Raw genomic sequence first — 24,714 nt, 5'->3', positions numbered from 1 at the left:
CGTCCGTCCCCCGGGACTCCCGTCCCGGCTCCCGGGGCTCCCCTCCGGCCGCCGGACCCCGCGTCCCGGTCCGGGAGGCCCCGCCCGCCCTGGAGGTGCCCCCGTGCGCCAGCTGCCCGCACCCGTCCGATGGGCCGTCACCGCGGTGGCGGTCGTGGCCTCCGCCGGTTCCGCCGGCGGCTGCATGAGCGTGTCCGACGACCGGGCCAGGCCGCTGCCGAGCGGGGCGGTGGACCCGTCCGGGGCGGTGGTCGAGGGGGACGCCGGGGTGGCCGTGACCGGCGGCGGGCACGAGCCGCGCGGCGTGGGGGGCACGGGCGAGCCCGCGGGCGACGACGGCGCGGGCGGCGCCGGGCCCTCCCCGGCGCCTTCCGCGTCCGCCTCCCCGTCCTCGCCGCCCGGCCGGGACGGCGGTGGGGACGGCGGTGACAGCGGGGACGGCGGCGGTACGGGGCACGGCGGGCGGCCCTCGCCCGGCGCGGGCCCCGGCGGGGGGACGGGCGGTTCCACGGGCGGCCACGGCGGCGGGACGGGCGGCCAGGACGGCGGTACGGGGCCCGGCGAACCGACCGCGTCGCCCTCCTCGCCCGACACGCCGCCCGAGCCGACCCACTCGACCCCGCCGCAGCCGAGCGACCCGCCCACGACCGACCCGGCGGACCCGCCGGCCGAGTCGCCCTCCCCCGACACCCGCACCGAGGCGATGCGGGGCTACTACTCGCCCGCCGACTGGCTGGAGCCGACCGCGTCGCCGCAGGTCACACCCGCATGACGGGGGCCGGCTTGCGCTAAGCGGGGTGAGGTGCGTATGGTAGTAGATCGTTTGATCCCATTTGCCCGGCGCCGTGACCGAAGCGCGCCGCGTGGCGCGTACTCTCCCTTGCCGTGGCTGACCGCATCGAGGCGGTCGATTTGCTAAGCAGCGAAACACGGAGTTGACGGGCGCGTGCCGAGACTCCGGAAGGTTTCGCATTTCGCATGTCCATTTCCAGCACTGACGCAGTCCTGACCGCGACCGAGAACGACGAGGCGACCGCCGTCGCCGCCGCGGACGAGGCGATCGAGGAGATCGCCGAGACCGAGGCCGACACCGCCGACACCGTCACCTTCGGTGACCTCGGGCTCCCCGAGGGCGTCGTCCGCAAGCTCGCCCAGAACGGCGTCACCGTCCCGTTCCCGATCCAGGCCGCGACCATCCCGGACGCCCTGGCCGGCAAGGACATCCTCGGCCGGGGCCGCACCGGCTCCGGCAAGACCCTCTCCTTCGGCCTGCCGCTGCTCGCCACGCTGGCCGGCGGCCACACCGAGAAGAAGAAGCCCCGCGGCGTCATCCTCACCCCGACCCGCGAGCTCGCGATGCAGGTCGCGGACGCCCTCCAGCCGTACGGCGACGTGCTCGGCCTGAAGATGAAGGTCGTCTGCGGCGGTACGTCGATGGGCAACCAGATCTACGCCCTGGAGCGCGGCGTCGACATCCTCGTCGCCACGCCGGGCCGGCTGCGCGACGTCATCAACCGCGGCGCCTGCTCGCTGGAGCAGGTCCAGGTCGCCGTCCTCGACGAGGCCGACCAGATGGCCGACCTGGGCTTCCTGCCCGAGGTCACCGAGCTCCTCGACCAGGTGCCGGCCGGCGGCCAGCGCCTGCTCTTCTCCGCCACGATGGAGAACGAGATCGCGACGCTGGTCAAGCGCTACCTGACCGACCCGGTCGTCCACGAGGTCGACAGCGCCCAGGGCAACGTCACCACCATGACCCACCACGTCCTGGTCGTGAAGCCCAAGGACAAGGCGCCGGTCACCGCCGCGATCGCCGCCCGCAAGGGCCGCACCATCATCTTCGTCCGCACCCAGCTGGGCGCGGACCGCATCGCCGAGCAGCTGCAGGACACCGGCGTCAAGGCCGACGCGCTGCACGGCGGCATGACCCAGGGCGCCCGTACGCGGGTCCTGGAGGACTTCAAGAAGGGCTACGTCAACGCCCTCGTCGCCACCGACGTCGCCGCCCGCGGCATCCACGTCGACGGCATCGACCTGGTCCTGAACGTCGACCCGGCCGGTGACCACAAGGACTACCTGCACCGCTCGGGCCGTACCGCCCGCGCCGGCCGCTCCGGTGTCGTGGTCTCCCTGGCGCTGCCGCACCAGCGCCGCCAGATCTTCCGCCTCATGGAGGACGCGGGCGTCGACGCCTCCCGCCACATCATCGGGCAGGGCGGCGCCTTCGACCCGGAGGTCGCCGAGATCACCGGTGCCCGGTCGCTGACGGAGGTGCAGGCCGACTCGGCCGGCAACGCCGCCAAGCAGGCCGAGCGCGAGGTCGCCGAGCTGGCCAAGGAGCTGGAGCGCATGCAGCGCCGCGCCACGGAGCTCCGCGAGGAGGCCGACCGCCTGGTCGCCCGCGCGGCGCGCGAGCGGGGCGAGGACCCGGAGAAGGCCGTGGCGGAGGCGGCGGAGGCGGCCGCCTCCGAGCCGGCCCCGGCCGCCGCCGAGGTCTCCGTTCCCGTCCAGCGGGAGGACCGCCCGTCGTACGAGCGCCGCGACGACCGCCCGTCGTACAACCGCGACCGCCGGGACGACCGGGGTGGCGACCGCCGTGACGACCGCGGTGGTGACCGCGGTGGTTTCCGCCGTGACGACCGTCCGTCGTTCAACCGTGACCGCCGCGACGACCGGGGTGGTGACCGCGGTGGTTTCCGCCGTGACGACCGTCCGTCGTTCAACCGTGACCGCCGCGACGACCGGGGTGGCGACCGCCGTGACGACCGCGGTGGCTTCCGTCGGGACGACCGTCCGTCGTTCAACCGTGACCGCCGTGACGACCGCGGTGGTGACCGTCGTGACGACCGCGGTGGCGACCGTGGCGGCTTCCGTCGGGACGACCGCCCGTCGTCGTACGAGCGCCGTGACGACCGCCCGTCGTTCAACCGCGACCGCCGGGACGACCGGGGTGGCGACCGCGGCGGCGACCGTGGCGGGTTCCGCCGCGCGGACCGTCCGTTCAACCGCGACCGCCGCGACGACCGCCCCGCGGGCGGCCACCGCGCCGGCGGCCACGACCGCCCCTACGGCCGTCGTGACGACCGCCGCGACGACCACCGGGGCTCCGGCTCCCTCGGCCGCCGCGACGACAAGCCGCGCTGGAAGCGCAACGGCTGACGCCCCGTAGGACCCCTCGGACGGGCCCGTACGCGACACCCCGGTGCCGTGTGCGGGCCCGTCCGCCTGTGCGGGACGCGCCGGAAGGGGCGTTGTGCCGATACCCGATCGGCTCACGCCCCCGGGCGGGCTATGCTCGGGGATGTCCCGTCGAGGGCCCTTAGCTCAATTGGCAGAGCAGCGGACTTTTAATCCGTTGGTTGTGGGTTCGAGTCCCACAGGGCCTACCGGGTCGGCAGCCGCCACACGGCTCCGACCGACGGTGTGGTGCCCCGGCCGGTCTCCCCGGCCGGGGCACACGTGTATCGGCCCCGGCGCGCACGCCCTCAACCGCCGGGGGGCGTACGCGGGATCGGCTCGCGGACCGGCCGGCCCGGTCCCGTGTGGCGGCCGGAGGGGCGCCGGGGCAGGCTGGAGGGACAAGGGCAGGGGCGGGGCACGTCGTCGCGCCGCTGCCGGCCGGTGGGGCGGCTCTCCTCGGAGCGCCGCCCGGTCAGGGAGCGGACCGCATGATCCATCCAGCAGACATCCGGGAGTGGCGGAACCAGGACGTCGTGGACCCGAAGGGGCACAAGATCGGCGTGCTGGAGGCGGTCTACGTGAACACCGCGACGGACGAGCCGGCCATGGCCACCGTCCGCACGGGGCTGCCCACCCGGCAGCGCCTGGTGTTCGTCCCGCTCGACGACGCGACCGTCGGACCGGGTTACGTCCGGGTCCCGTACGACAAGGGCACGGTCCGCAAGGCCCCCGCCATCGGGACCGACGACGTGCTCGCCGCCGAGGACGAACAGGCCGTCTTCCACCACTACGGCATGGCCTACCAGCCCGGGGCCGCCGGCGAGCGGCAGCTCGCGCGCCGCTGAGCCGGCCCGTCACACGGAGGAGTTCCCGAACATGGCGATCTTCCTGTTCCTCGTCCTCGTGGCCGTCGTGCTCGGCCTCATCGGCGTCGCGGTCGAGGGGATGATGTACCTGCTGGTCATCGGGGCCGTCGTCCTCGTGGCGGACCTGATCTTCTTCGGCGCCCACCTGTCCCGGCGCACCCGCAGGCGCTCGGTGCGCTAGGCGCGCTGGGCGCCTCCCGCTGGGCGCCTCCCGCGGGGCGCCGGCCGTCCCCGGAGCGTCGGACGTCCCCGCGGTGGGCCGGGCGTCCCCGCGGGTCAGTCCCGTGCCCTCCGCCCGGTGTCGACGAGGATCTGCCCGGCCTGCGTGACGTTGTCGGCCCGGACGGCCTGCGCCATCGCGGCGCGCGCCGCGTCCTGGGGCGTGTCCGGCGGCACGACGAGCAGGGAGAAGTGGTCCCGGTCCCCGCGGGTGATCAGGACGGTGTCGTCCCCGACGGGGAACGAGTCGATGTGCACCACCCGGTCGTCGACGACCAGCCGCACCGGGAGCCCGTCCCAGGCGGAGGCGTCCAGACCGACGCGGGAGATCGGGCCGAGGTGCTCGGTCAGGGCGCTCACCAGGGCGGGCAGCTCCTCCCCGACGTCCCGGGAACGCGGCCACCAGGCTCCGTCGAGGAGGCCCTCGCGGGAGTGGGTCGTCTCCAGCCGCAGGAGCGCCGTCCCCGGCCGCACCGCCTCGTGGACGGTGTCCGGCAGGTGCCCGGAGGTGGGAGGCGTGTCGGAGTCGGCCATGCTGGTGTCCGCCTGTCTGCGGGATCCGGTTCCTTCGGCGAACCGGACGCTCACCCCTCCCACGGTACTCCGCCGGCCCTCCGCGCCGGCCGCCCGCGGCCCGCGCACGGGTGCGCGCGCCCGCCGTCCGCGGGGAGGCCCGGGGGCGAGGACGGGGACCCGCGGGACGTGCTTCCGGGCCCCGGGGGAGGGGCGGCCGGAAAATTTTCGGCCGGTGGGGGCGAAATGGTGAAGGGACCTCGCCGGGATGGCGTAAGGTTGTGTTCACCGACGCGGGGTGGAGCAGCTCGGTAGCTCGCTGGGCTCATAACCCAGAGGTCGCAGGTTCAAATCCTGTCCCCGCTACTGAAACCGAAGGCCCGGTGCACACAGCACCGGGCCTTCGGCGTTTTCGCGGACCGGTCGACCGAGGGTGTCGGCGAGAGGCGTCGGCAAGGGGGCCGACGGAGGGCTCGGGGCGGGCCGCACCGTCCGTGATCAGCGGGCTGCGCTGCGCCATAACATTTGACACACAGTCAGAAACTTGATTGAGGAGTTCTCGGCGCGCACCGACCTGATTCAGGGTCAATTCGACGTGGGTTGTCCTTTTATGGGGCCTTGGTTCGGTGCTGGTTGGGCGAAGTGTCCGGGGGGACGGCTTGGAATACGGACCCCGCTTCTATTAACGTTCGATAACGCAGCGCGGTCGTACCAGTCGTCGCAAGAGGCGGCACCGTGCGCATGCGCCGAATCCCGCGAGGGAACCGGGGAACCACCGCACTTGGGGTGAATCGGGCTTTCACCGGCCCGTAGGAGACCTTCCTGCTCCGAACCCGTCAGCTAACCCGGTAGGCGGAGAAGGAAGGAAAGGAGTACGCCTCCGTGGCGTCCAACAGGCCTGCCCCCGAAGCCCCCTTCGGCTCGTACGACACGATCGGCCACCCCACCGCTTCGGGATTCCCGGACGCCGCCCCCGCGGCCACCTCCGAGTGGAACCCCACCGAGGACACCATCCGCCCCGTCCGGGGGCGGCACCGCGTCGTCAAGCAGCGCGGCGGTCTCGCCCGCAGCTCCACCGTCCTCGGGGTCGGCGTCATCGCCGCCGTGGGCGCCGGTGGCATGGCCACCGCGCAGGACAAGCCCCGCGTCGCGATCTCCCTCCCGGACGCCTCCTCGCTCCCCGGTGTCGGCGCGCTCCTCGGCGGCGGCGCGGACGAGGCGCCCGACGAGACCCCGGCCCCCGCCAACCTCGCCGCGCTCACCCTGTCCGCCGAGAGCGGCCCCGCCGACGCCCAGGGCGCCGGTGCCGAGGCCGACGCGGGCGAGGCGCTGCGGGCGCGCATCCTCCAGCAGGCCGACCAGCAGCAGGCGTCCGCCGAGGCCGAGGCCCGCGCCGCCGCGGAGAAGGCGGCCGCGGAGAAGGCCGCGAAGGAGGCGGCCGCCCAGCAGGCCGCCGCCGAGGCCGATGCGAAGGCCGCGGCGGCGAAGGCGAGGGCCGCCGAGGAGGAGCGTGAGCGCGCCGAGGCGAAGGCCGCCGCGAAGGCCGAGGCCGAGCGCCTGGCCGAGCTCGCCGCGAGCTACGCCCTGCCGACCTCCTCGTACACGATCACCTCCACCTACGGCCAGGCCGGCTCCATGTGGTCCTCCGGCTACCACACCGGCCTCGACCTGGCCGCCCCCACCGGCACCCCGGCCAACGCCGTCCACAGCGGCACCGTCAAGTCGGCCGGCTGGTCCGGCGCGTACGGCTACCGCGTCGTGCTGGAGCTGGAGGACGGTACCGAGATCTGGTACTGCCACCTCTCCTCGATGACGGTCGGCGCCGGGCAGACCGTCGGCACCGGCGACACCATCGGCCGGGTCGGCGCCACCGGCAACGTCACCGGGCCGCACCTCCACCTGGAGGTCCACACGGCCTCCGGCGGCGGCATCGACCCGCTGGCCTGGCTGCGCGGCAAGGGCCTCACCGTCTGACACCCGCGCACCCTCCCGGCACGTCCCGTGCCGGGCCCCGATCCCGGCAGCCCCGGCGACACCCCCCCCGACGCCAGGGCTGCCGGTCGTCTTTCCCGGTTCCGCGCACCAACCCCCTCGCGGCGCCCGGCCCTCCGCCTCCGGCACCCGGGCACCGGACCGCAGCGCGGCCCGGCCGGGTCGGAACCCGGTCGGACCGGAGTCAGGCCGGGTCGGGGCGCGACCCGGACCGCAGCGCGGCCCGGGGCGGCTCCGACGCCGGTCCCGTGCGGCCTCAGCGCCGGTACGGGTTGTAGCCGGCGTAGTCGCGGTGCGGCGGGGGCGTCCACACCCGGCCCGTCGCGCGCGCGGCGAACGTCAGGGCCGGGGCGGCCACCTCCTTCCGCTGCCACATGTGGTGCAGCAGCTCCTGCTCCCGCGCCGTGAAGTCCCGGTCCGCCACGCCCCGCCGCGCCCGGTACCGCAGGAACGCCAGGGACGTCGCGAACGCCTCGTACTCACCCACCGACCGCGCCGCCGCCGGGCCGAACGCGCGCGCCGCGTAGGACCGCGCCAGGCTCCGGGCCCGCATCGACGACAGCGCGAGCGGCTCGTCCGCGGACAGCCAGCCGGCCGCCGCGTACGCCGGCAGCTCGCCGGACACCGTCCGCAGCTCCCGCTGGCGCGTCCATATCGCCAGCCACGTCAGCAGCCCCAGCGCCGGCAGCATGAACGCCCCGTACACGAGGATGAACCCCCACGGCCCGAACGTCGTCGAGCCGTTCCACAGCGCGTGCACCCCCATCGCCAGGACCAGTCCCAGCAGCGGCAGCAGGGTCCGCAGCACCCCGCGCCGGCGCGCCGTCATCGCGGCGACGCCGAAACCGATGCCCGTCAGCACCGTGAACAGCGGGTGCGCGAACGGCGACATCACCACCCGCACGAAGAACGTCGCCGCCGTCACCGACGCGAAACCGGACGTCCCGAACTCCTGGTCCTCACCGAAGGCGCTGCCCAGGTACAGGATGTTCTCGGTGAACGCGAAGCCCGTCGCCGTGAACCCGGCGACGACCACGCCGTCGACCAGCCCCGTGAAGTCCCGCCTCCGGAAGAGGAAGATCAGCAGGATCGCGGCGGCCTTCGCGCTCTCCTCCACCACGGGGGCGACGACGGTCGCGCCGAGCGTGTCCGCCGACGTCGGGTCCGCCGTCGCCGTGGCTATCCAGCGCGTCGCGAACGTGTTGGCGAGGATCGCGACGAGCGCCGCCGCGAAGGCCCCCCAGGCGAAGGCGAACAGCAGGTTCTTCCACGGCCCCGGCTCCACCCGGTCCAGCCAGCGGAACGCCGCCATCAGCAGCGGCACGGGCAGCAGCGCCAGCCCGAGGCCGACCAGGAAGCCCGTCGTGCCCGTCTGCTCCCGCACCAGCGCCAGGATCACCAGGGCGCACAGGGCCAGCACCAGGCTCACGGCCGAGGCGCGCACCACCTTGCTGCGCCAGAACGCGCCCCGCGGCTTGTACCGCCAACGGGCCCGGTCCGGCACGGCGTCGAACGACGGCCGCGGATCGTACGCCGGGATGGCCGGCTGGGCGGGGCCGGCCGGCGGAGGGGTCCGCGGAGCGAAGCGGGGCGCGTGCGAATCTGACACCTGATCGACCCTAGACGGCCGGACTGACACTCCGCGAGCGCGTTGTGGACGGTTGCGGCCGGGCTGTTACGCGCGGGCGAACAGCAGGTCGTGGACGACGTGCCCCTTCTCCAGGCCCTGCCCCTCGAAGCGGGTCAGCGGACGGAAGCCGGGCCGCGGCGCGTAGCCGCCGGGCACCGTGTTCTCGAAGTCCGGGTGCGCCGTCAGCACCTCCAGCATCTGCTCCGCGTACGGCTCCCAGTCCGTCGCGCAGTGCAGGAGCGCGCCCGGCTTCATCCGGGGCGCGACCAGGCTGAGGAACTCGGGCTGGATCAGCCGCCGTTTGTGGTGCCGCTTCTTCGGCCAGGGGTCCGGGAAGTACACGCGGACGCCGGCGAGCGAGGCGGGCGGCAGCATCTCGCGCAGCAGGATGATCGCGTCGCCGTTCGCGACGCGGACGTTCGTGAGGCCGTTCCGCTCGGCGAGACCCAGCAGGTTGCCCTGGCCCGGGGTGTGGACGTCCACGGCGAGGATGCCGGTCGACGGGTCGGCGGCGGCCATCCGCGCGGTGGCCTCGCCCATGCCGAAGCCGATCTCCAGGACGACCGGGAGCCCGTCGAACATCCCGTCCAGGTCGAGGACGCGCTGCCCGTCGATGTCCAGGCCCCACACGGGCCACAGGCGGCGCAGCGCGTCGGCCTGGCCGACGGTGACGCGGCTGCGGCGCGGCTGGAAGCTGCGGATGCGGCGCTCGAAGTGCGAGCCGGCGGGGTCGGGCGAGGGCCCGGTCCCGTCGGGGAACATCCGGCTGCCGCGGCGCGACGCGGGCACACCGGGGGCCGCGCCGGACGCCTCGGGGGCGGCGGGCCCGGACGCGGGGGGCGCGGGCGCGGCCGCCCCGGACGCGCGGGCCGCGGGCGCCGGGGCCTTCACGGCGCCGGGTCCGGCGGGGGCGGGGGCGGGGTTCGTGGGGTGCGTGCTCGACGCGGTCTTCTCGGACACAGTGCCATCGATTCTACGAACCCTCCCCGCGTTCCCTACCCGGCCAGGTGCGCCAGGGCCCGCCGGGCCACCTCCCGCCCGATCGGCAGGGACGCCGTCGCCGCGGGCGAGGGGGCGTTCAGCACGTGCACGGTGCGCGGCGCCTCCCGGATGAGGAAGTCGTCCACCAGCGTCCCGTCCCGCAGCACCGCCTGCGCCCGCACGCCCGCCGGGGCCGGCCGCAGGTCGGCGGCGGTCACCGCGGGCAGCAGCCGCCGCACCGCCTCCGTGAAGGCCGGCTTCGACAGCGACCTGCGCAGCTCGCCCGCCCCGTACCGCCAGTGCCGCCGGGCGATCGCCCACGTGCCGGGCCAGGCCAGCGTCCCGGCCAGCTCCCCGGGCCGCACGACGAGCCGGCCGTACCCCTCGCGGGCCAGCGCGGGCACCGCGTTCGGCCCCACGTGGACGCCGCCGTCGACGCCCCGCGTCAGGTGCACGCCGAGGAAGGGGAACGCCGGGTCCGGCACCGGGTAGACCAGGCCCCGCACCAGCTCGGGCCGGGCCAGCTCGTAGTACTCGCCCCGGAACGGCACGATCCGCATGCCCGGCTCGTCGCCCGCGAGCCGGGCCACCGCGTCGCAGTGCAGCCCCGCGCAGTTCACCAGCGCCCGCGCGCGCACCACGGCGCCGTCCGCCGTGCGCACCGCCACGCCCCAGGGGCGCCGGTCGACCGCGGTGACCCGCGCCCCGTACCGCACCTCCGCGCCGGACGCCCCGGCGAGCAGCCCCGCCACCGCGCCGTAGTCGCAGACCCCCGTCGTGCCGACGTGGATCGCGGCGATGCCCCGCACGTTCGGCTCGTACGCGCCGATCTGGGCCGGGCCCAGCTCGCGCACCGGGATGCCGTTCTCCCGGCCGCGCTGGGCCAGGGCGTGCAGCCGGGGCAGCTCGGAGCGGTCCGTGGCGACGATCAGCTTGCCGGTGACCTGGTGCGGCAGCCCGTACTCGGCGCAGAGCTTCACCATCTCGGCCGCGCCCCGCACCGCGAACCGCGCCTTCAGGGAGCCGGGGCGGTAGTAGACGCCGCTGTGGATGACACCGCTGTTGCGGCCCGTCTGGTGGCGGGCGGGGCCGGGCTCCTTCTCCAGGACCGTCACGCGCGTGCCGGGAGAGGCCCGCGACAGCGCGTACGCCGTCGACAGCCCGATGATCCCGCCGCCGACCACCAGGACGTCGCAGTCGAACACGCCGCTGCCGAACCCGGACACCTGTGCCACCTCCCACCCCGATAGTGCACTGGCCCGCTGACAACGCCGTTAAACCAGGCACGCGCCGCGGTGGGAGATGGATCACGCCAGGTGGTGCGCCCTTCCGCGCGCCCCTCCGCCGGCACCGGGAGGGGCCCCGCGCCGGACCCTACGCCGGGGCCGTCAGCAGCGGCCGGGCCCGTTCGCGCAGCTCCGCCACGCGCGGCTCGTCGCCGTACGGCTCCAGACGGTGCAGCAGGTCCCGCACGTACTCGGTGGTACGGGCCGAGGAGATGCGCCCGGCCACCTCCACCGCGAGCGTGCCGGCCGCGCAGGCGGCGTCGAGGTTCCCCGACTCCAGCTCCGCCACGGCGCTGACGACCAGCCGCAGCCCGTGGGACCGCACGTACTCCTCCGTCGGCCGCGACAGCGCCTGCTCCGTGAACCTGCGCACCTGGCGCGGCGCCTTCAGGTCGCGGTAGCACTCGGCGGCGTCGGCGGCGAACCGGTCGTACGAGTAGAAGCCCAGCCACGAGGGGTCGGCGTCACCCTCCCGCGACCGCTCCAGCCACCCCTCGGCGGCCTTCAGCGCCGTCCCGGCCGCCACCGCGTCCCCGGCCTTGGCGTGGGCGCGGGCCTCGACGAGGCGGAAGAACGACATCGTGCGCGCCGTGGCCAGGCCGCGGTTGCGCTCCACGGCCGCCTGCGCCAGGTCCACGCCCTCGTCGGCGAAGCCCCGGTACGTGGCCTGCAGCGACATCGACGCCAGGACGTACCCGCCGAGCGGCACGTCCGCCGCCGCGCGCGCGAGGCGCAGGGCCTGGATGTAGTACCGCTGGGCGGCCTCCTGCTGACCCGTGTCGAAGGCCATCCAGCCGGCCAGCCGGGTCAGCTCGGCGGTCGCGCCGAACAGGGCCCGGCCGACCTCGTCGGAGTACGAGCCGAGCAGCAGCGGCGCCGCGTCCACGCGCAGGCACTCGGGCACCATCGAGGAACGCCAGTCCCCGCCGCCGTACTTGGAGTCCCAGCGGCGGGCGTCCTCGGCGGCCTCCCGGAGCTTCGCCACGTCGCTGTGGCCCACGCGCGCGGGGGTGCCCTCCACGGGGGGCGGCTCCTCGACCGTCACGAGGGGCACCGCGGCCACCTGCGCGGCGCCGCCCGGAGCGGCGCCGTCCGCCACCCTGCCGCCCGCGCCGGGACCGCCGCCCGTGCCGGCGCCGCCCGCCGTGCGCGGGGCCCTGCGCTCCACGGACGGGTCGGCCGGCGCGATCAGCCACCGCGAGGCGGGCACCGCGTACGCGCTCACCGCGAACGAGCCGGCCAGCGACTGCCAGATGCCGCCCCCGCCGGCGCGGCGCCCGGCCAGGTCCAGCCGGTACAGCTCCGTCGCCGACCGCACCGCCTCGCCCACGTCGCGCGGGAACGCCAGCCCCACCTCGGGCGCCGGGTCCGCGTCGGCCAGGCCGATCTCGTGCAGCGGCACCGGACGGCCGAGCTTCTGCCCGATCGCGGCGGCGATGAGGTGCGGTGCGGCGCCCTGCGGGATCATGCCCTTCGACACCCAGCGGGCCACCGACGTCTTGTCGTAGCGCAGGGTCAGACCGCGCTGCGCCCCCAGGTCGTTGACGCGCCGGGCCAGCCCGGCGTTGCTGATCCCGGCGAGGGCGAGAACGGTGCCGAGCTTCTCGTTCGGTCCGCGTAGCTCCCTGGACATGCGCCACCCCTCGACACCAAGACGGCCGCCGCGCTGCCAGGCATAGGCGCGCGGCATTCGTAAACCCAGCGTAGTTCGCTGCATCCCCACCGTTAAGGGGTGGTGTTCCCTATGGCGGGATTGTTGTGCGTACGGGAGGTTGGCGTGCACCCGGCCCCGTGCCGCCGTGCTCCCGGTGTGTGGCCGTGCGCCCGCCCGTGCGCTCTGGCCGGTGCCTCGCGGCGGGGGCTTCCATGGTGCCGCGTGGGTCGGCCCGCTGGCGGGAACCAGCGGGCTGGGGGACACCGCCGCCCCATTCCCCGCGGGCGGCGGACCGGTCCGGGGGGCGAGCAGCGCCCCCCGGTACCGCGCGCGTGGATCACGGTCGAGAGCGGAGTGACCGACAAACGTTTCGGTTGAGTGGGGTACGGAGAATGGCTGAATGATGCCCATGGTTCGACCGGTCGAACCCCCGTTTCGCCGCCGGGAGTTGATCGATTCGCCGGGTCGGGGAGGGAGTTGACCGCCCGGGCGGACCCGCCACCCCCACACCGTCACCACATCGCCGATTGCCAGGGGCGCGTTCCCGTTTGCGTACGCGCCGCCCGGAGGGCCTCCCGTGCGCCTGTTGTCGTGGCAGCATGTCCCCGTCGGCACCCCCGTCGCACCAGCCGCCCCGCGGCGCGCGCCGGACGGGCCGCGAGTGGCTGAAGATGTCCACAGGCTGTGGAGGCGGCGATGCGCTGGCTGGTGGGGTGGAGCAGTATCGCCGCGAGCTTCGGCACGGTGGGCGCGGTCGACCCCGCCGACGACGGCGCCACCATGCAGCCGGTCGGCGGACAGCTCCTGTGGGGCGACCCGGACCCCCTGTGGGCCGTCGGCGACTGGCGCCCCGACGAGGTGCGCGTCGTCAGCGTCGCCCCCGACATCCGCCTCGCCGTCCTCGGCTGCTGCGCCGCCTCCGACGAGGAGCTGAGGGTCGGCCTGTTCGCCGCGCGCGGCGGCGCGCTGCGCCACCTCACCGCCTGGCACGGCAGCTACACCGCCGTCGTGCAGACCGGCCGCCGCGTCACCGTCATCTCCGACCTCGCCGGCGCCCGCCCCGTCTTCCACACCCCCTGGGCCAACGGCACCGCCTACGCGACCGCCGCGCTGCCCCTCGCCGACCTCATCGAGGCGCAGCTCGACATCGGGCACCTCGCCGCGCTCCTCGCCTGCCCCGAGACCCCCGAGGCGCTGCGCGACTCCACCCCGTACGCCGGCGTCAAGCGCGTCCCGCCCGGCCACGCCCTCGTCCTGCGGGAGGGCTCCCGCGAGATCACCGGGTACGAACCCGTCGCCTCCCTCGCCGTCGCCGCGCCCCAGCTCGACCCGGACCGCGCCGTCGAAGGCGTCCGGGACGCCCTCGTCGAAGCCGTACGCGCCCGCCTCACCGCGCCCCGCCACGCGCCCGCCGCCCTGCCGCCCGACCCCGGGCCCGTCCCCGGCATGGGCCCCGCCGACCGCCGCGCCGCCCGCGGCGAGGCGCCCGCGCCCGGGATCGGCGCCGACCTGTCCGGCGGCAGCGCCTCCAGCACCCTCGCCCTCCTCGCCGCCGGCCTCCCCGGCGTGCCCGGCACCCTCGCCGGGCACGGCGGCGCGGGAGCCGGCGAACGCCTCCTCGCCGTCACCTTCAACGACCTCAGCGCGAGCGCCCGCGAACCCGCCCACACCGCCGAGCTGGAACGGGCCCGCGACCTCGCGCAGGACCCCCGCCTCCACCACGTCGTCGTCGCCGCGGCCGAGGAGGCCCTCCCGTACGCCGACCTGGACGTGCCGCTCACCGACGAACCGGGCCCCGCCCTGGTCACCGCCGTCCGCCACCGGCGCCGCCTCGCCGCGGGCAGCGCCGACCACTTCACCGGCCACGGCGCCCGCCAGGTCCTCGACGCCCACCCGGCCCGCCTCGCGGACCTGCTGATGGACCGCAGACGGCGTCACCTGCTCCGCCCCGTCACCGCCCTCGCCCGCGCGACCGGGCCGTCGGCCGGCTCCCTCCTCGTCCCCCTCACCGTCTACCGGGCCGCCCGCCGCCTCGCCCGCACCCCCTACCGCGCCGGACTGGAGGCCGCCGCCGGCCGCCTCCTCGACGCCAACCGCGTCCTCGCCACCGGCACCGCCCCCGGCCCGCTCGACGCGTCCCTGGCCGCCCTCGCCTGGTCGCGGCCCGGCCCCGCCGCCCGCTGGCTCACCGGGGAGGCGCTCGCGGAAGTATCGGTTCGCCTCCACCAGGCCGCGACCCGCCCCACCTCCGTCCAGCGCCCCGGCGAGGCCCGCGCCCGCGCCGCCCTCGCCCGCCACGCCGCCGATCACCGCGTCCTCGAACAGGCCGCGGAGGTCCGCAGCCAGCGCCTGCACGCCCCGTTCCTCGACAACCAGGTCGTCCGGGCCTGCCGCGACCTCCCCGAAGCACTGCGGGTACGCCCCGGCGCCCGCGCCGACATCCTGCGCGCCGTGCTCGCCGCCACCGGCATCCACGACCTGCCGCCCGGCTGGGGCGCCACCACCCGCACCCCCTCCCCGGCCGCCGTCCGGGCCGGGCTGCGCCTCGCCCTGCCGCGGCTGCTCGCCCTGTTCGAGGCGCCGCTCCTCGCGGACGCCGGGCTCGTCGAGGCGGGCGTCGTCCGCACGGCCCTGCGCGCCGCCGCCGACGGCGAGCCCGTCCCCCTGGACGGCATCGCCGACCTGGTCTCCACCGAGCTGTGGCTCCAGCGGCTCGTGGCCCGCCGCGGCACCTGTTGGTCCGGCACGGCCGCGCCCCGCCGCCGCGCCGTCGCCGCGGGCGTGCCGTCCCGGCCGACCCTCCGCTCCTGACGGCCGACCCTCCGCTCCTGACGGCCGGCCCTCCGCTCCCGGCCGGCGGGCCCGGTCAGTTCGGGAGCAGGTCCCCGAGCGCCTCCAGGGCGAGCATCCACATCGGCTGGGCCCCGGTGCCGAACGCCGCCGCCAGGGCGTACCCGAGCGCCGCCTCCACCGCCCGTACGCGCACGCCGTCCCGCCACTCGGCGGACACGGCCCCGTCGCCGTCCGACGAGAGCCGCCCGATCGGCTCCCCGCCCCGCAGCAGCCGGCTGCCCGCCAGGGAATCGGGCACCAGCCGGTACACGACCCCCTCGCAGGAGACGTCCACACGGAAGGAACGCCTGGTCAGCCGCCCCTTGCCGGGGCGGATGGGCACGGCCCGGCCGTCGACGGACAGCGACAGCAGCGCCCCGTCGCGCGTGCCGACGGGTACGTGGTCGTCGACGTCGGTGACGCCCTCCGCACGGCGGACGACGACCCGGGGGACCGTGTCGCCGCGGACGTCCACCACTCCGGCGGCGACGTCCAGTACGACCGAGACGGATCCGAACAGGGGGTCGTCGGTCCGCCGCACCGGCGTCGCCGCGTCGTGCACCGGTTCCACGGGGCGCGTCACCCACCCGCGCAGCTGATCCGGGCCTGCGCCCAGTCCGCCGGGAGCAGCGCGCCGGACGGCCGGGACGGCTCCGTCACCAGGCGGATCGTGGCGCGGCCCGCGATGCCGACGCGGACCGGCACCGCCGGGTCGCCGCCGTCGACGACGGGCGACCGCCACAGCCGCACCCCGTCCGCCCACACCGAGAAGCGCACCGAGCCGAGCCCCTTCGCCATGTCGTCGACCCCGGCGAGCGCCTGGTACGTGGAGCACTCCCGGTTCAGGTCGATGACCACCGACGACCTGGAGTGCACGGTGATGCCGTCCTCGTACGCCGTGCCGCCGACGGACAGCCCGTACCGCTGCCACACCCAGCCCGACCCGCCGAGCCGCAGCTCGGGACGGGTGTGGTCGCCGAACACGTCGAACTTCAGCCGCCCCACCCGGTACGTGACCGGCTCGGGCGCCGGGGCCGGCGCGGGGGCCGTCGTGGGCGTGGGCGCGGGCGCGGGTGTCGTCGGCGTCCTCGCCGGGGACGGCGACGCCTTCCCGGGGGCCGGCGCGGGCGCGGGCCCCGGAGCCGGCGCCGAAGTCCGCGCCGAGGTGGGCGCGGGCTCGGGGGCGGGCGCGGAGGTGGACGGGTGCGGCGCAGGCGGTTTCCGGGCGGGCTCCGGACGCGCTTCCGACCCCGGCCCCAGCCCCGGCACCGTCGCGGGCGCCGCCCGGGACAGCGGCGGCGCCGGGGACGCGGACGGCGGCGACGGGGCCACCGGGGGCGACACGACGGACCGCGCGACCGGCGGACGCGCCTGCGGCCGCGGTACGGCGTCGGGTCCGCCCGCCAGCACCCACACCAGGCCGGCGGTCGCCGCGATGGCCAGCGTCGCCGCGGCGCCCGCCTTCGCGGACACGCCCAGCCCCTCCGCGGCGGTCCCACCCGCCGCGCCCGCCGCACCCGCCGCGCTCCCGGCGGCGACCCCCGCCGCCTTGAGGGAGTACCCGGCGGCGAACCAGCCGACGACCGCGACCGGCACCAGCGCCGGGATGCCGGCGTTGACCTGCGCCAGCTCCCCGGCCGCGAGGCGGCACTTCACGCACTCCTCCAGGTGCCCGCGCAGCCCCCGCTCGGCCCGTGTCCGCAGCCCGCCGCGCGCGTACGCGCCGAGCCGGTCGGCGTACCGGGCGCAGTCACCGCCCGCCATCAGGGACTGGTTGACGTGCGCCTGGAGGTACGCCTGCTTCAACCCCTCGCGGGCCCGGCTCGCCAGGACCGCCGTGGCGTTGGCGGTCAGCCCGAACAGCGGCGCGACCTCGCGCGGCGACTCCTCCTCGACGGTCGTGTGCCACAGGACCGCCTGCCACCGCTCCGGCAGCGACCGGAATGCCCGCACGGCCAGCGACTGCTCGGCCTCCTGCATGGCCCGTACGTCCGCGCCCAGCTCGACGGCGCCCCCGCCGGCCGGCCCGGACGCCCGCGCGGCCTCGGTGGCGAACACCCCGAAGTCTTCGACGAGCTGCTCCCGCTTGACGGTCTTCGCCCAGGCCGCGGCCACGTGCCGGACGGTCGTCAGCAGGTACGCCCGCACGGCCTGCTCCGGGCCCGCGCCGCGGCGGACCGCCTGCAGGGTCCGCGCGAACACCTCGGCCGTCAGGTCGTCGGCCGTGTGCCGGTCCCGGCAGCACGTGCGCGCGTACCGCCGCACCGCCTCCGCGTGGCGCCGGAACAGCTCCTCGTACGCCGAGTCGTCGCCCCCGCGCATCCGCTGGACCAGCTCCGCGTCGGACGGCGGCAGTTCCACCGGCGGCACCGGGCCCGGACCCGCGCCGGCGCCCAGGCCCGCGCCCGGACCAGCGCCGGCGTCCGGGCCCGCACCGGCGCCCGAAGCCGCATCGCCGTCCGGGCCCGCGACCGGCCGGAGCCACCGGACGCGACCGCGCTGCGGCGGGACGCTCGCCCCGTCCGCGCGGGACGCGCCCCGGCGCGACCGCCGGCCACCCTGGGCCGGGACCCGCGCCGCGGGCCGTCCACCGGCCGCGTCGGTGCCGCCGAGCGGCTCGCCGCCCCCGTCATCGTTCAACGTGACCGCCCCCGTACCCCACCTCAGACCGGAACACCGGCCAAGGGTGCCACAGCGCTCCGCACGGCCGTCACCACGGGACCGCCGGCCACCCGTCCGGGGCGGAACTTCCCCAGGGACCCGCCCAGGAGCGGGGGTTGGGAGTAAGGTCCCCCGTCACGGGCGCGAGCGGAGCCCCTCCAGCAGGATCTCCAGCAGCCTCGCCGAGGCCGCGCTCTGCTGCGCCGCGTCCGGCAGGGACGGCGCCCCCGTCGCGATGACCAGCAGCACGTCCGCGACCGTCACGTCCCGCCGCAGCTCGCCGGCCTCCCGCGCGCGGTTGACCAGCTGGCCCACCACGTCCAGCAGCTCCGACACGCCCGCGTCGTCCAGCTCGGCCGCCGGCACCGCCCGCGGCGTCACCACCCGCAGCGCCGCCGGCGCGGCCACGCCCCGCTGGTGCGGCACCCGCGCGTCGTCCACCGCGGGCACCTCCTCCACGTCCACGCCCACCCGCAGCACCTGCGGCGGCAGCAGCCGGCCCGCGCCCGACGCCACGGACGTGCGCAGGAAGCGGGCGAGCGCCGACCAGGGCTCGTCCTCCTGCCCCAGGGCGGCCCGCGCCTGGTCGGTGAGCCGGGCCGTCTCCTCCTGGGCTATGCGCCGTACCAGCACGTCCTTGCTCGGGAACCGCCGGTAGACCGTGCCCACACCGACGCGGGCCCGGCGCGCCACGTCCTCCATCGGCGCCCCGTACCCCAGCTCCCCGAACACCTCGCGCGCGGCGCGCAGGACGTGCTCGAGATTGCGCTGGGCGTCCACGCGCAGCGGCGCCGGGCGCGCGGTACCGGCCACGCCGGCCCCCGTCATCCCGCCGACCGCGACCGCCCCCGCGGGCACGCCGCCGACGGCCTGAGCGGTCCGTGCCTGCCCATGCGAATCCTGAATGTGCATGCGTTCCCCCGGTTGTTCGACGTCTCCCCCCGGAGACTCCCCGCCTGGCATCCGGGGACCGGCCCGACAACGCTCAGGTCATGCGTGACGACCGACACCCCGATGAGATACGAACATAGTTGAGACGCAGTCAATTCAGAAGGGGTAGTTCCGTCCGGTGCGCCCCCCGATCGGAGCAAGGCCCGGAAGACTCCTGTTTCCCTTCCCGCCCGGCCCCCGTCACACCCCCTCCGACCTGCGAAATCACCCCGTACGCCGGTCCGACCCCCGCCCCGCGCCGCCGTACTCCTCCGGTCACACAATCCGCCGGGCCTGTGGACAAACCCCCGCGCCCGTTGCGTCATGGGATGGTGACGGCTGCAATCCCGAGGGGATCCGACGAATCCCCGGCTCGCGCGCGCGTTCTCGTCGTCGGCGGCGGCTACGTCGGCATGTACACCGCCCTGCACCTCCAGCGGCAGCTGAAGGCCGAGATGAGGAGCGGCGCGGTCGAAGTCGTGGTGGTCGCCCCCGACCCCTACATGACATATCAGCCATTCCTCCCGGAGGCGGCCGCCGGGAACATCTCCCCCCGCCACGTCGTCGTGCCGCTCAGACGCGTCCTGGACCACTGCCGGATCGTCATCGGCGAGGTGATCACCCTCGACCACGCCAAGCGCACCGCGACCGTCGAGACCCTCGCCAGCGAGGAGGAGGACGCCGGCCCGCTGGAGCTCACGTACGACGAGCTGGTCCTCGCGCCGGGCTCCATCTCGCGCGCCCTGCCCATCCCCGGCCTCGTCGACTACGGCATCGGCTTCAAGACGGTCGAGGAGGCCATCGGCCTGCGCAACCACGTCATCGAGCAGATGGACATCGCCTCCTCCACCCGCGACCCGGCCATCCGGGACGCCGCGCTGACCTTCGTCTTCGTCGGCGGCGGGTACGCCGGCGTCGAGGCGCTCGGCGAGCTGGAGGACATGGCCCGCTACACCGCGCGGTACTACCACAACATCAAGCCCGAGGACCTGAAGTGGGTCCTGGTCGAGGCCAGCGACCGCATCCTGCCCGAGGTCGGCGAGGAGCTGGGCCGGTACACGGTGCGGGAGCTGCGCGCGCGGAACATCGACGTACGCCTGGAGACCCGACTCGAGTCCTGCGTGGATCGGGTCGCCGTCCTCAGCGACGGCAGCCGCTTCCCCACCCGCACGGTCGTGTGGACGGCCGGCGTCAAGCCGGCGCCCGTCCTCGCCGCGACCGACCTGCCGCTCAACGCCCGCGGCCGCCTCACCTGCACCCCCCACCTCACCGTGGAGGGCGTCGAACACGCCTGGGCCGCCGGGGACGCGGCCGCCGTCCCGGACGTCACCGCGTCCGAACCGGGCAGGGAGTGCGCGCCCAACGCCCAGCACGCCGTACGCCAGGCGAAGGTCCTCGCCGACAACCTCGTCGCGTCCCTGCGCGGCCGGCCGCTCCGGCCCTACGCCCACAAGTACGCCGGCTCCGTCGCGTCGCTCGGCCTCCACAAGGGCGTCGCCCACGTCTACGGCCGCAAGCTCAAGGGCTACCCGGCCTGGTTCATGCACCGCGCCTACCACCTCAGCCGCGTCCCCACCTTCAACCGCAAGGCGCGGGTGATGGCCGAGTGGACGCTCGCCGGGCTGTTCAAGAGGGAGATCGTCTCCCTCGGCTCCCTGGAGCACCCGCGCGCCGAGTTCGAACTCGCCGCCGGCCCGCCGCCGCCCCCGCCCGACACGGCCGTCACCGCCGACTCGTCGCCCGACGCCCATGACACCGACGACGAGAGCGGTACCAGAGACGCGAGGGACACAAGGGACACAAAGGGCCCCGGTGGCCAAGGGGGCGCACACGGCCCCCACGCGAGCGGGCCCGCAACCGATTGACACCCTTTGTCAGTGCGCTCCGTCACACTGGACGTGTGACCATAGGTGGGCCCACACCTGCACAGAGTGACTCGCCACGGCAACGACACCACGAGGCATAGAGATCCGTGAACTTCACGCGTTGGAGCGCCCGCTTCCCCGGCACGCAGCGCCGCGCCGCCGCGCGCGGCACCGACCCCGGGGCTGCGCCGGCGTCGCGCGGTGAAGGCTCCGTGCCCGCGGCGCGCGGCGAGTACGGGCAGCAGCCGGCCCCCGGAGCCGACGACGACCCGTCGGCGCCCCCCGGCGCGCCCGGCGGACCACCCGCGCCCGGCGCACGCCCCGCGCCCCCGGCGCTGGAGGACTTCTCCGTACGGGAGATCCTCGGCCACCTCCCCGGCCTCGTCGCCCTCACCTACGGCCCCGACCACCGCGTCGCCTACGTGAACGAGGCCTACGCGGCCGCCTTCGGGCACCGCGCCCCGGGCAGCGCCGCGACCGACGGCTGCCCCGAGTTCGCCGAGCTGGGCCTCCTCCCGCTCATGGACCAGGTCCTGCGCAGCGGCAAGCCCCGCACGGTCAAGTCCCGCCGGACGAAGAGCGGCGGTTCGTACACGGTCTCCTGCCTCCCCGTCGACGTCCCCGCCCACCACGGGCAGCCCGGCCGGCCGGGCGGCGGGGTCCTCGTGCACGCCGCCGACGTGACCGACCACGCCGAGGCGGCCGAGCGGCTCCGCGCCAGCGAGCGCCGCCACCGCGAGACCGCCGTCACGCTCCAGAGGTCCCTCCTCCCGCAGGAGCTGGAGCAGCCCGACGACCTGAGGGTCGCCGCCACGTACCAGCCGGGCGGCGCGGACGCGGCGGTCGGCGGCGACTGGTACGACGTGATCACCCTCGGCGCCGGCCGCACGGCCCTGGTCATCGGCGACGTCATGGGGCGCGGCGTGCGCGCCGCCGCCGTCATGGGCCAGCTCCGCACCGCCGTCCGCGCCTACGCGCGCCTGGACCTGCCGCCGCACGAGGTGCTCCAGCTGCTGGACGGCCTGGCCGCCGAGATCGACGCCAGCCAGATCGCCACCTGCGTGTACGCGGTCCACGACCCCAACGAGGGCCGCCTCGTCTACGCCTCCGCCGGGCACCTGCCGATCCTCGTGCGCGACGAGGACGGCTCCGTCCGCCGCGCCGAGGACCCGACGGGCCCGCCGCTCGGCACGGGCGGCTGGCTGCACACGTCCGGGACGATCGCCCTCCCGCCCGGCTCCACCGCCGTCCTCTACACGGACGGCCTGGTCGAGCGGCGCGGCGAGGACATCGACGAGGGCGTCGCCGCCCTGGAGCGCGCCCTGTCCGGCGCGACGGGCGCCCCGCAGGTCGTCTGCGACCGACTCCTGCGCTCCCTGGGCGTGACCGCCGAGCACGACGACGACGTCGCGGTCCTCGTCCTCCAGCACCCCTCCCGCACGGGCTCCGACGCGGAGCTGTTCCACAACGCCGCGCTGGACCTGCTGGGCGGGGTGGAGGCGGCCCCCCGGGCGCGGGCCTTCGCCTCCGGGGTGCTGTCCAGCTGGCGGTTCCCGGTGGAGCTGCGCGACCTGGGCGTCCTCGCCACCAGCGAGCTCGTCGCCAACTCCCTCCAGCACGGCACCCCGCCGATGCGGCTGCGCCTGCGCCGCACCGACCGGCGCCTGATCATCGAGGTGACGGACGGCGACGACCACCTGCCGCGCCGCCGCCGCGCGGAGACGGAGGACGAGGCGGGCCGCGGCATCTCGATCATCGCCACGATCGCCTCGTCCTGGGGCAGCCGCCGCACGCCCGGCGGCGGCAAGGCCGTCTGGTGCGAGTTCGCCCTGCCGGGCTGACCCGCTCGGGTCAGACGGCCGTCCCGACCGTCCGCTCCTCGGGCGCGTGCCGGGCGACGACCCGCGACCGGGCCGCCGCGTACGGGTGGTCCTGCGCCGGCGTGAGCTCCCGGCCCAGCCGCAGCGCGAGCACGCTGATCCCCAGCGAGAAGAGCACGAACGTCACGATGTACGGCCCGTGCAGCGCCGCTCCCATGGGCCCGCCCACCGCCGGACCGACCGCCAGCGCCAGCTGCTTCACCAGGGCGAACGCCGAGTTGTACTGGCCGACCCTCTCCTCCGGCGCCAGGTCGGCGACCAGCGGCGCCACGGTCGGCGACAGCATCGCCTCCCCCAGGCCGAACAGCCCGTACGTGGTGACGAACGCCGCCGTCGCCACGGCCTGGCTGCCGTGCCCGAGCCCCGCGTACCCGGCGATGAGCCACGCCACGGCCCAGATCAGGCCGACGGCCGCGACGACCCGCGTACGGCGCCCGCGCTCCACGAACCGCAGCACCAGGAACTGGGCGACGACGATGACGGCCGTGTTGGCGGCCAGCGCCATGCCGAGCGTCGACGGCTCGATCCCGGCGGCCTCCGTGCCGTACGCGGCGAGCCCCGACTCGAACTGCCCGTAGCAGGCGAAGAACAGCACGAAGCCCAGGACGCACAGCTGCACCATCGCCCGGTGCCCGAGCAGCGCCCGCATCCCGCCCGCGCCCTTGGCGGCCCCGTCTCCGGGCCGGGTGCCCGCGAGGGCGGGGGTGCGGGGCATGCGCACGGTCGCGGCGATGGCCGCGAGCACCAGGAACATGGCCGCCTCGATGGAGAACAGCAGGAGGAAGCTGCCGGGGCGGCTCTCGTCGACGAGCTGGCCGCCGATGAGACCGCCGATGCCGAGCCCCAGGTTCTGCAGGAAGAACTGCAGGGCGAAAGCGCGCGTGCAGGCGTCGGGCGCCGAGCTCCAGACGATCATCGTGGCGAGCGCGGGCTGCATCACGGCCGTACCGGCTCCGAGCAGCGCCGCGGCCCCGACGACGGCGGCCACGCTGCCGGCGACGCCCATGGCGAGCGCGCCGAGCGCGGCCAGCAGCGCCGCGCCGACGAGCACGGGAAGGGGACCGCGGCGGTCGATGGCCCTGCCGGTGAAGGGCAGCACGGCGAGAGCGGCCATGGCGAAGACGGCCAGCACGGCACCCGCCGCGCCGGCGCCCAGCTCCCGCACCTGGGCCACGTACACATACAGATACGGAACGGTGAACCCGAGCCCGAACGCGCTCAGCGCGTTGCCCGCCTGGATCCGGCGCATCGCTGCGCCCCTCGCCTTGGTCACACTCACCCACTTCGAACTCGTAAGGATGAAGCCTCAAGACTTCAACGCTAAATTTCGAAGGTTAACTGTACACGTCGAAGGACTTCAATCCAAACGAAGCGTGGAATACTCCCTGGCATGCCCGAACCCCAGGAGCCGAGCGTCGAGCCGAGCCTCGACGAGCAGATCGCCGCCTACCAGCGCGAGTACCGCGACCTTGACCCGCAGGTCGAGCAGGTGGTCTCCGCGCTCGGCCGGCTGAACCGCCGGATGAACGTGGCGTACGGACGCCAGCTCGCCGAGCTCGGCATCGGCAACACCGAGTGGGAGGTCCTGAAGACCCTCGTCCTCGCGGGCGCCCCGTACCGGATGGGGCCGAGCGAGCTGGCGAAGCGCCTGGGCCTGACGCCGGCGGCGATGACGCACCGCATCGACCGGATGGCCGGCGAGGGCCTGGTGACCCGGGACCGGGACGAGACCAACCGGGTGAGGGTCATCGTCGAGCTGACGGACGAGGGCCGCGCCAAGTGGCTGGAGGCCATGCGGATGGCGACCGCGTTCGAGGAGGACCTGCTCCAGGACCTCTCCGGCGACGAGCAGGGCGTCCTCGGCGAACTGCTCGTCCGGCTGCTGCGCCGGGTCGAGCACGCACAGCCGGACGCGGGCGGACGGCTCACGGACCTGGACGGCTGAACGCCCGTCGGCGGGTGTTGGCGAGGGCTTGACACGCCCTTCGCCAGTCCGTAAGGTTCTTCGGGTTGTCACGGGACCGGAACGGTTCTGCGGCAGCCACTCGGTCGCGAAAAGCGGCACCCAAACCCAAGCGCGATCTCCTCACGGGGTGGATTCCGGCATGCCGTAATTCATTCCAGCGGCTCGATTATGAGCGGCCGGGGAAATCCGCTAGAGTTTGAAACGTCGGAACGGCCGAGAGGCCGCGAGGACAACCCCCTCCGACGGGGAATCGGGCCCGAAA

Annotated in this window: 18 protein-coding genes, 2 tRNA genes and 1 riboswitch; of the genes, 11 read left to right on the top strand and 9 right to left on the bottom strand. The window is 75.6% G+C overall.

Going from position 1 to position 24,714, the window contains the following annotated elements:
- Positions 1 to 103 precede the first annotated feature (103 nt).
- The 5 genes from IE106_RS15295 to IE106_RS15275 all read left to right on the top strand — a co-directional run bounded on the left by IE106_RS15295 (position 104) and on the right by IE106_RS15275 (position 4,224).
- The gene (locus IE106_RS15295; protein ID WP_189535112.1) at positions 104 to 772 is read left to right on the top strand and encodes a hypothetical protein; all 669 of its coding nucleotides are present in this window, start codon (positions 104 to 106) and stop codon (positions 770 to 772) included.
- Positions 773 to 978: 206 nt separating this feature from the next.
- Positions 979 to 3,156, top strand: coding sequence for a DEAD/DEAH box helicase (locus IE106_RS15290; RefSeq protein WP_189534210.1), 2,178 nt, complete (start codon positions 979 to 981; stop codon positions 3,154 to 3,156).
- 154 nt (positions 3,157 to 3,310) lie between these two features.
- Positions 3,311 to 3,383: transfer RNA gene (locus IE106_RS15285), tRNA-Lys, on the top strand.
- A 282-nt stretch (positions 3,384 to 3,665) separates the two neighbouring features.
- Positions 3,666 to 4,022 (top strand): PRC-barrel domain-containing protein, encoded by a 357-nt coding sequence (locus IE106_RS15280; RefSeq protein WP_189534207.1) that lies wholly within the window; start codon positions 3,666 to 3,668, stop codon positions 4,020 to 4,022.
- Between the two features lie 31 nt (positions 4,023 to 4,053).
- Entirely contained in the window at positions 4,054 to 4,224 is a 171-nt protein-coding gene (locus tag IE106_RS15275) for a hypothetical protein (protein ID WP_189534206.1), read from the top strand.
- A 95-nt stretch (positions 4,225 to 4,319) separates the two neighbouring features.
- Here IE106_RS15275 and IE106_RS15270 read toward each other — a convergent pair whose 3' ends face one another.
- Complete coding sequence (locus IE106_RS15270; protein ID WP_189535031.1) at positions 4,320 to 4,796, bottom strand: DUF5994 family protein; 477 nt, start codon at positions 4,794 to 4,796, stop codon at positions 4,320 to 4,322.
- A gap of 271 nt (positions 4,797 to 5,067) precedes the next feature.
- Between IE106_RS15270 and IE106_RS15265 the strand changes: the two genes are divergently transcribed.
- Positions 5,068 to 5,141, top strand: a tRNA-Met gene (locus IE106_RS15265).
- A 368-nt stretch (positions 5,142 to 5,509) separates the two neighbouring features.
- Positions 5,510 to 5,645: riboswitch (cyclic di-AMP (ydaO/yuaA leader) on the top strand.
- A gap of 12 nt (positions 5,646 to 5,657) precedes the next feature.
- Complete coding sequence (locus IE106_RS15260; protein WP_189534204.1) at positions 5,658 to 6,749, top strand: M23 family metallopeptidase; 1,092 nt, start codon at positions 5,658 to 5,660, stop codon at positions 6,747 to 6,749.
- Positions 6,750 to 7,023: 274 nt separating this feature from the next.
- Here the strand turns inward: IE106_RS15260 and IE106_RS15255 are convergent, their stop codons facing one another.
- The 4 genes from IE106_RS15255 to IE106_RS15240 all read right to left on the bottom strand — a co-directional run bounded on the left by IE106_RS15255 (position 7,024) and on the right by IE106_RS15240 (position 12,297).
- On the bottom strand, positions 7,024 to 8,376 hold the full coding sequence (locus IE106_RS15255) for a PrsW family intramembrane metalloprotease (protein ID WP_189534202.1): 1,353 nt from the start codon (positions 8,374 to 8,376) through the stop codon (positions 7,024 to 7,026).
- 66 nt (positions 8,377 to 8,442) lie between these two features.
- Positions 8,443 to 9,288, bottom strand: a complete 846-nt coding sequence (gene trmB, locus IE106_RS15250) for a tRNA (guanosine(46)-N7)-methyltransferase TrmB (RefSeq protein WP_189535028.1) — start codon at positions 9,286 to 9,288, stop codon at positions 8,443 to 8,445.
- A gap of 104 nt (positions 9,289 to 9,392) precedes the next feature.
- Entirely contained in the window at positions 9,393 to 10,604 is a 1,212-nt protein-coding gene (lhgD, locus tag IE106_RS15245) for an L-2-hydroxyglutarate dehydrogenase (RefSeq protein ID WP_229840478.1), read from the bottom strand.
- 148 nt (positions 10,605 to 10,752) lie between these two features.
- Positions 10,753 to 12,297 carry an NsdA family TPR-like regulatory protein gene (locus IE106_RS15240; RefSeq protein WP_189534200.1) on the bottom strand — a complete coding sequence of 515 codons (1,545 nt, stop codon included), beginning with the start codon at positions 12,295 to 12,297 and terminating at the stop codon, positions 10,753 to 10,755.
- A gap of 717 nt (positions 12,298 to 13,014) precedes the next feature.
- On the opposite strand from IE106_RS15240, the gene IE106_RS15235 reads away from it, so the two are divergent.
- The gene (locus IE106_RS15235) at positions 13,015 to 15,129 is read left to right on the top strand and encodes an asparagine synthase-related protein (RefSeq protein WP_189534198.1); all 2,115 of its coding nucleotides are present in this window, start codon (positions 13,015 to 13,017) and stop codon (positions 15,127 to 15,129) included.
- Positions 15,130 to 15,184: 55 nt separating this feature from the next.
- Here IE106_RS15235 and IE106_RS15230 read toward each other — a convergent pair whose 3' ends face one another.
- From IE106_RS15230 to IE106_RS15220, 3 genes are all read right to left on the bottom strand, one after another.
- Positions 15,185 to 15,721, bottom strand: a complete 537-nt coding sequence (locus IE106_RS15230) for a hypothetical protein (protein ID WP_229840477.1) — start codon at positions 15,719 to 15,721, stop codon at positions 15,185 to 15,187.
- An 8-nt stretch (positions 15,722 to 15,729) separates the two neighbouring features.
- Positions 15,730 to 17,790, bottom strand: a complete 2,061-nt coding sequence (locus IE106_RS15225; RefSeq protein ID WP_373295945.1) for a sigma-70 family RNA polymerase sigma factor — start codon at positions 17,788 to 17,790, stop codon at positions 15,730 to 15,732.
- Positions 17,791 to 17,946: 156 nt separating this feature from the next.
- Entirely contained in the window at positions 17,947 to 18,723 is a 777-nt protein-coding gene (locus tag IE106_RS15220; RefSeq protein WP_189534196.1) for a TetR/AcrR family transcriptional regulator, read from the bottom strand.
- Positions 18,724 to 19,070: 347 nt separating this feature from the next.
- On the opposite strand from IE106_RS15220, the gene IE106_RS15215 reads away from it, so the two are divergent.
- Positions 19,071 to 20,606 (top strand): NAD(P)/FAD-dependent oxidoreductase, encoded by a 1,536-nt coding sequence (locus tag IE106_RS15215; RefSeq protein ID WP_189534194.1) that lies wholly within the window; start codon positions 19,071 to 19,073, stop codon positions 20,604 to 20,606.
- Between the two features lie 107 nt (positions 20,607 to 20,713).
- Positions 20,714 to 22,447: an ATP-binding SpoIIE family protein phosphatase gene (locus tag IE106_RS15210; RefSeq protein WP_189534192.1), complete on the top strand. Its 1,734-nt coding sequence runs from the start codon at positions 20,714 to 20,716 to the stop codon at positions 22,445 to 22,447.
- Positions 22,448 to 22,457: 10 nt separating this feature from the next.
- Here the strand turns inward: IE106_RS15210 and IE106_RS15205 are convergent, their stop codons facing one another.
- Positions 22,458 to 23,735 (bottom strand): MFS transporter, encoded by a 1,278-nt coding sequence (locus IE106_RS15205; RefSeq protein ID WP_189534190.1) that lies wholly within the window; start codon positions 23,733 to 23,735, stop codon positions 22,458 to 22,460.
- A 141-nt stretch (positions 23,736 to 23,876) separates the two neighbouring features.
- Between IE106_RS15205 and IE106_RS15200 the strand changes: the two genes are divergently transcribed.
- Entirely contained in the window at positions 23,877 to 24,431 is a 555-nt protein-coding gene (locus IE106_RS15200; RefSeq protein WP_189534188.1) for a MarR family winged helix-turn-helix transcriptional regulator, read from the top strand.
- Positions 24,432 to 24,714 lie beyond the last annotated feature (283 nt).

The sequence above is a fragment of the Streptomyces roseolilacinus genome (genome assembly GCF_014649335.1).
GTDB classification, from domain to species: Bacteria; Actinomycetota; Actinomycetes; order Streptomycetales; family Streptomycetaceae; genus Streptomyces; species Streptomyces roseolilacinus.
The sequence above is the reverse complement of the archived record's forward strand: the minus strand, read 5'-3'. Positions and strand labels throughout refer to the sequence as shown.